Below are 6,501 nucleotides of genomic sequence, written 5' to 3'. Positions count from 1 at the left end.
CTCGTCGCCGCCGCGCTGCCCGCCCCGGCGCCGCTCGGCATCGGCGACCCGCTCTTCCCGCACCTCGGCAACCCCGGCTACGACGTCCTCGCGTACACGCTCGACGTCGCCTATCCGGGGGACAACACCAAACCGCTCGCCGCCGTCACCCGCATCGACGCGCGCGCCACCGACGACCTGGAGCGGCTCAACCTCGACTTCACCCACGGCACGGTCTCCGCCGTCACCGTCGACGGCCTGCCCGCCGAGTACGTCACCAGCGGTGAGGACCTGGTCGTCACCCCCGTCGTCCCCATCGACGCGGGGGAGGAGGTCGAGATCACCGTCACCCACACCAGCGACCCCACCGGGCCCGCCGAGACCGGCGGCTGGGTCCGCACCGGCGACGGCCTCGCCATGGCCAACCAGGCCGACGCCGCCCACCGGGTCTTCCCCTCCAACGACCACCCGGCGGACAAGGCGTACTTCACCTTCCGGATCACCGCCCCCAGCGGGCTCACCGTCGTCGCCAACGGGCTCCCCGAGGGCCGCGTCGACCACGGCGCCACCACCTGGACGTACCGCACCCAGCACCCCATGGCCACGGAGCTCGCCCAGATCTCCATCGGCCGCTCCACCGTCGTCCACCGCGCGGGTCCCCACGGGCTGCCCGTACGGGACGTGGTGGCCACCGCCGACCGGGAGCGCATGGAGCCCTGGCTGCGCCGCACCCCCGGCCACCTGGAGTGGATGGAGAAGCAGGTCGGCCCGTACCCCTTCGAGACGTACGGCGTGCTGATCGCCGACGCGGACACCGGCTTCGAGCTGGAGACCCAGACCCTCTCGCTCTTCGAACGCGGCATCTTCACCGAGCCCGCCTACCCGGAGTGGTACGTCGACTCCGTCATGGTCCACGAGCTGGCCCACCAGTGGTTCGGCGACAGCGTCTCGCCCCGCACCTGGTCCGACCTGTGGCTCAACGAGGGACACGCCAGCTGGTACGAGGCGCTGTACGCCGAGGAGACCGCCGGAAAGTCCCTGGAGGCGCGCATGAAGGCCGCCTACGCCGCCTCCGACGGGTGGAGGGCCGCCGGCGGACCGCCGGCCGCCCCCGAGCCGCCCTCGCCCGACCACAAGATCAGCCTCTTCCGGCCCGTCGTCTACGACGGCAGCGCCCTCGTCCTCTACGCGCTCCGCCAGGAGATCGGCACCGAGGCCTTCCGGACCCTGGAGCGCCGCTGGGTCGCCGAGCACCGGGACGGGACCGCCACCACCGCCGACTTCACGGCCCTCGCCGGCGAGGTCGCGGGCCGGGACCTCACCGCCTTCTTCCGGGGCTGGCTGTACGAGGCGAAGACCCCGGCGATGCCCGGGCACCCGGACTGGCGCAGCCGCCCCGTCGAGACCACGAGGACCGCACCGGCCGCGCGGACCGCACCGAAAGCCGGGTGACGGGATCGGCGCGGACCGCACCGAAACCGGGGTGACGGGCCTGGTGCGAACCGCGCCGAAACCCGGGTGACGGGCCCGCCGCGGCCGTGACACCATCTTCAGGTCGGCGACGCGGCCGCGGACGGGAATCTTCCGGCGCCCGCAGGCGTTGTGACCGGCACAGACACACATCTCCTCATCGACGTAAGGATCCAATGACCTCCTCTTCTTCCCCTTCCCAGGACAAGCAGAGCTTCGCGGAGACGAGCCGTACCGAGAGCCTTCGGGCCGATGCCCTGATGGAAGAGGACGTCGCCTGGAGCCACGAGATCGACGGAGAGCGGGACGGCGACCAGTTCGACCGCTCCGAGCGCGCGGCGCTGCGCCGTGTCGCGGGCCTCTCCACCGAGCTCGAGGACGTCACCGAGGTCGAGTACCGCCAGCTGCGCCTGGAGCGCGTCGTGCTGGTCGGTGTCTGGACCTCCGGGACGGTGCAGGACGCGGAGAACTCCCTCGCGGAGCTCGCCGCCCTCGCCGAGACGGCGGGCGCCCTCGTGCTCGACGGCGTGATCCAGCGCCGCGACAAGCCGGACCCGGCGACCTTCATCGGCTCGGGCAAGGCGCGCGAGCTGCGCGACATCGTGCTCGAGACCGGTGCCGACACCGTCGTCTGCGACGGCGAGCTCAGCCCCGGCCAGCTCATCGCCCTCGAAGACGTCGTCAAGGTGAAGGTGGTCGACCGGACCGCCCTCATCCTCGACATCTTCGCCCAGCACGCCAAGTCCCGAGAGGGCAAGGCGCAGGTCGCGCTCGCGCAGATGCAGTACATGCTGCCGCGACTGCGCGGTTGGGGTCAGTCGCTCTCCCGTCAGATGGGTGGCGGCGGCGGTGGCGGCATGGCCACCCGTGGTCCCGGTGAGACCAAGATCGAGACCGACCGGCGCCGCATCCGCGAGAAGATGGCGAAGATGCGCCAAGAGATCGCGGAGATGAAGACCGGCCGCGACATCAAGCGGCAGGAGCGCCGCCGGAACAAGGTGCCGTCGGTCGCCATCGCCGGATACACCAACGCCGGCAAGTCCTCCCTGCTCAACCGGCTCACGGGCGCGGGCGTCCTCGTGGAGAACGCGCTGTTCGCCACCCTCGACCCGACGGTCCGCCGGGCCGAGACGCCCACCGGCCGGATCTACACCCTGGCCGACACCGTCGGCTTCGTCCGGCACCTGCCGCACCACCTGGTCGAGGCGTTCCGCTCCACCATGGAGGAGGTCGCCGAGTCCGATCTCATCCTGCACGTGGTGGACGGCTCGCACCCGGCCCCGGAGGAGCAGCTGGCCGCCGTGCGCGAGGTCTTCCGCGACGTCGGCGCGGTGAACGTGCCGGAGATCGTCATCATCAACAAGGCGGACGCGGCCGACCCCCTGGTCCTCCAGCGCCTGCTGCGGATGGAGAAGCACTCCATCGTGGTCTCGGCCCGCTCGGGCCAGGGCATCGACGAGCTGCTCGGGCTCATCGACTCCGAGCTGCCGCGCCCGGAGGTCGAGCTGGAGGTCCTCGTGCCGTACACGCAGGGCGGTCTGGTCTCGCGGGTGCACGCCGAGGGCGAGGTGGAGTCCGAGGAGCACACCCCGAAGGGCACCCTGCTCAAGGCCCGGGTGCACGAGGAGCTGGCGGCGCTGCTCGCGCCGTACGTTCCGGCCGCGCACTGACGAACGGCGAAGGCGCCGGCTCCTCCCTTCCGGGAGGAGCCGGCGCCTTCCGCTGTGTCCGCTTCAGCGGTCAGTGGGCGAACTTCTTGCTGACCATCTCGTGGACGGCCTTGGCGCCGCGACCCAGCTGCGGTCCGGCGAGCCAGCCGTTGCTGCCGGCCGGGCCGATCGAGGTGTTCGACACGAGCGCCGTCTTGCCGTTCGGGAGCACGCGGAACCAGCCGCCGCCCGAGGAGCCGCCGGTCATCGTGCAGCCGATCCGGTACATCGTCGGCGTGGCCGGGGCCGTGGTGAGCCGCGTCGGCCGGTCGAGGCACTTGTGCATGATCATGCCGTTGTACGGCGGCGCCGCCGGGTAGCCCCAGGCGCCCATCGTCCCGGACTGCGCGGCCGTCGGCGCGGAGAAGTCGACCGGCAGGGCGACGCCGACGGTCTCCTCCAGGGACTTCCCACCGCGCTCCGGCTGCACGTGCAGCACGGCGTAGTCGTACGGCCAGGCCTGGTTGGTGCCGCCCGCGTTGATCCACTCGCCCGAGGTCGAGGCCCAGTCGGCCCAGAACTGGCCGTACGGGTACACCTCCTCCGGCTGCGCGTTCTGCAGCGCGGCGGGCGACTTGCCCAGGTCGTTGAAGGCCGGGACGAAGGTGATGTTGCGGTACCAGCCGCCCTTCTTGCCCGCGTGCACGCAGTGCCCGGCCGTCCAGACCAGGTTCGACTTCCCCGGGTGGCGCGGGTCCTTCACGATGGTGCCGGAGCAGACCATCGAGCCCTCGGGCGAGTCGAAGAAGATCTTGCCGACCGGGGCCGCGTTGCGGTGGTACGGCGTCTTCTCGCGCTGCGCCTTGACCGGACGGGGAGTCGGGTCGGTGCCGCCGGTGCCGGCCTGCGCGGTGATCGTCTGGTCCGGGCTCTTCGCCGACTGCATGCGCGCCGGGTCCCAGAGTCCGTCGATGACCGGGTTGACGAAGTCCTCGGCCTCACGCAGCCACTTGTCGTGGTCCCAGTTCTTCCACTCGCCGTTCTTCCACTTGTCCAGGTCGACGCCGTGCTTCTTGAGCTTGTCGGCGAGGTCCTTGGTGAGGCCGGAACCGGCGTCGCCGCCGTTGGCGGCGGGTGCGGAGCTGCTCGCTCCGTCGGCCGGCCTGCCGTCGGCCGGGGTTTCGGTGGGGCCGCAGGCGGTCAGCGCGAGCGCGGTGACCAGGCCGAGGGCGGCGGGTATGAGTCGTACGGAACGCATGAAGGTATTCCCCGTTGGTATTGCCATGGACGTGTCATGAGCGGTGCACAGTATGCCGGTCGGGCGGAACACGCGGGGAGGCGGGACCCGGCGGTCCCGCCTCCCCGTGGTGCCGTGCCTACTGACCGGCGTACTTCTTGCTGACCTCTTCGAAGATGGCCTTGGCCTCCGGGCCGAGGCGCGGACCCGCGAGCCAACCCGCCGTGGACGGGCCGATCGAGGTGTTCGACACCAGCGCCGGCTTGCCGTCATGCCCCTGGGCGACCCAGCCGCCGCCGGACGAACCACCGGTCATCGTGCAGCCGATCCGGTACATCGTCGGCTGCTCGGCCTTCAGGGACAGCCGGCCCGGCTTGTCCGTGCACTGGAACGCCTTCTGGCCGTCGAACGGCGGCGCCGCCGGGTAGCCGGTCGCCGTCAGGCTCGCGATCTTCGGCACCGCGGGGGCGTTGAACTCCACCGGCAGCGCCGAACCGACCGTCTCCTCGAGGGATTTGCCCGAGGAGCCCTTCTCCGGGGTCACCTTGATGACCGCGAAGTCGTACGGAGCACCGGCACCACCGGTGGACGCGCCCTCGGCGATCCACTGGTCGGAGGTCTTGACCCAGTCCGCCCACCACACGCCGTACGGGGCGATCTGCTCCCGCGTCGCCTTCTCCAGCGCGGAGGTCTCCATCGCCGAGTCGTTGTACGAGGGCACGAAGGCGATGTTGCGGTACCAGCCGCCCTCCTTGCCCTTGTGCACGCAGTGCCCGGCCGTCCAGACCAGGTTGGACTTGCCCGGGTGCGCCGGGTCCTTCACGACGGTGGCCGAGCAGACCATCGAGCCCTCGGGGCCGTCGAAGAAGACCTTGCCGGACTCGGGGGCGTTGTCGTGGTACTTCGCCGCCACGGCCTTCGCCTTCACCGGGTCGGGCGTCGGGTCGGTGACACCCTTGTCGCCCGAGATGTCCTCCTCCTCGACCGGCTTGTCGGGGCGCTCGGCCTCGCGCATCCGGTCCGGGTCCCAGAGGTCCTCGATGATCGGGTTGACGAAGTCCTTGGCCTCACGCAGCCACTTGTCGCGGTCCCAGTTCTTCCACTCGCCGTTCCGCCACTTGTCGAGGTCGATCCCGTGTTCCTTCAGACGGTCCTTCAGGTCCTCCGGAATCTTGATCTTGTTCGGGTCCAGGCTCGCGGGCGCGGCGGGCTTGTCCGCCCCCACGTTCTCCTCGCTCGGACCGCAGGCCGTGACGGTGAGCGTCAGCGCCGCGACGGCGGAAGCCGCCATCAGCAGCGGACGAATCGATCGCATTCGTGATCCCCCTGGGACTACGTCAACTGGTGCATGGTGCATGGGCGAACAGCGGCCGGGCCCCTCGCGGACACGACCGACGGCCCCCACTATGCCGGTGCCGGAGGGGACGGTACGCGCCCCGTCCACGGTTCCGGGCACCGTTCGGTCGTTGCCGTGCCGTGATCCGGGACACGCCAAGTTCCTGTCTCCCGGCCCGTGATCCCCGGCAGTTCCCGTCGTTGGTACGTACGGGGGACACGACGGTGGCGTGCGGGACGGCCCTTGCGGCGGCTCCACGGCGCCCCGATGTGCAACGCAACTGTTACCGCGGGAGGACACCGAGCCGTGGCCGTGACCGAATCAGCTCCGGCCGTTCCACCGGCCGCGCGCACGCAGAGCCGGCCGACGGACCGAGGAGGCGAGCACGAGGGCATCCTGCGCCGGCAGTCCCAGCGCGAGTCCGCCGCACGCACCTACGCCCGCTCCCTGCCGATCGTCCCCGTACGGGCCCGGGGGCTGACCATCGAGGGCGCCGACGGCCGCCGCTACCTGGACTGTCTGTCCGGCGCCGGGACACTCGCCCTCGGCCACAACCACCCCGTGGTCCTGGAAGCCATCAGGAAGGTCCTCGACTCGGGGGCACCCCTCCACGTCCTCGACCTCGCCACCCCCGTCAAGGACGCCTTCACCTCCGAACTGTTCGCCACCCTTCCCGGTGAACTCGCCGACGACGCCCGCATCCAGTTCTGCGGTCCGGCGGGCACGGACGCCGTCGAGGCGGCCCTCAAGCTCGTCCGGACGGCCACCGGCCGGAGCGGGCTCCTCGCCTTCACCGGCGCCTACCACGGCATGACGGCCGGAGCCCTCGA

General features: G+C 71.2%; 5 protein-coding genes. 3 read left to right on the top strand and 2 right to left on the bottom strand.

The genetic code is table 11. The annotated features are described in order from the left end of the window. The coding region (locus tag CCN56_RS12775; protein ID WP_086826548.1) for a M1 family metallopeptidase at positions 1–1,431 on the top strand (1,431 nt) is incomplete at its 5' end. Between the two features lie 194 nt (positions 1,432–1,625). Beyond that, positions 1,626–3,119 carry a GTPase HflX gene (gene hflX / locus CCN56_RS12770; RefSeq protein WP_086826546.1) on the top strand — a complete coding sequence of 498 codons (1,494 nt, stop codon included), beginning with the start codon at positions 1,626–1,628 and terminating at the stop codon, positions 3,117–3,119. 70 nt (positions 3,120–3,189) lie between these two features. On the opposite strand, the gene CCN56_RS12765 is transcribed toward hflX, so the two are convergent. Together CCN56_RS12765 and CCN56_RS12760 are read right to left on the bottom strand one after the other, a co-directional pair. After that, positions 3,190–4,356 (bottom strand): serine protease, encoded by a 1,167-nt coding sequence (locus tag CCN56_RS12765; RefSeq protein WP_086826544.1) that lies wholly within the window; start codon positions 4,354–4,356, stop codon positions 3,190–3,192. 118 nt (positions 4,357–4,474) lie between these two features. After that, positions 4,475–5,650: a serine protease gene (locus CCN56_RS12760; protein WP_041131601.1), complete on the bottom strand. Its 1,176-nt coding sequence runs from the start codon at positions 5,648–5,650 to the stop codon at positions 4,475–4,477. Positions 5,651–5,977: 327 nt separating this feature from the next. On the opposite strand from CCN56_RS12760, the gene CCN56_RS12755 reads away from it, so the two are divergent. Next, a partial coding sequence (locus CCN56_RS12755; protein WP_143664510.1) for an aminotransferase class III-fold pyridoxal phosphate-dependent enzyme occupies positions 5,978–6,501 on the top strand: 524 nt, incomplete at its 3' end.

Source organism: Streptomyces sp. NRRL B-24572, assembly GCF_002156145.1.
Classification (GTDB): domain Bacteria; phylum Actinomycetota; class Actinomycetes; order Streptomycetales; family Streptomycetaceae; genus Streptomyces; species Streptomyces vietnamensis.
Note: the sequence above shows the minus strand (reverse complement) of the source record. Positions and strands in the feature narration are given on the sequence as shown.

Excerpts from the sequence above, each read along its gene's own strand:
- hflX (WP_086826546.1), top strand. The coding sequence starts at position 1,626 with ATGACCTCCTCTTCTTCCCCTTCCCAGGACAAGCAGAGCTTCGCGGAG.
- CCN56_RS12765 (WP_086826544.1), bottom strand. The coding sequence starts at position 4,356 with ATGCGTTCCGTACGACTCATACCCGCCGCCCTCGGCCTGGTCACCGCG.
- CCN56_RS12760 (WP_041131601.1), bottom strand. The coding sequence starts at position 5,650 with ATGCGATCGATTCGTCCGCTGCTGATGGCGGCTTCCGCCGTCGCGGCG.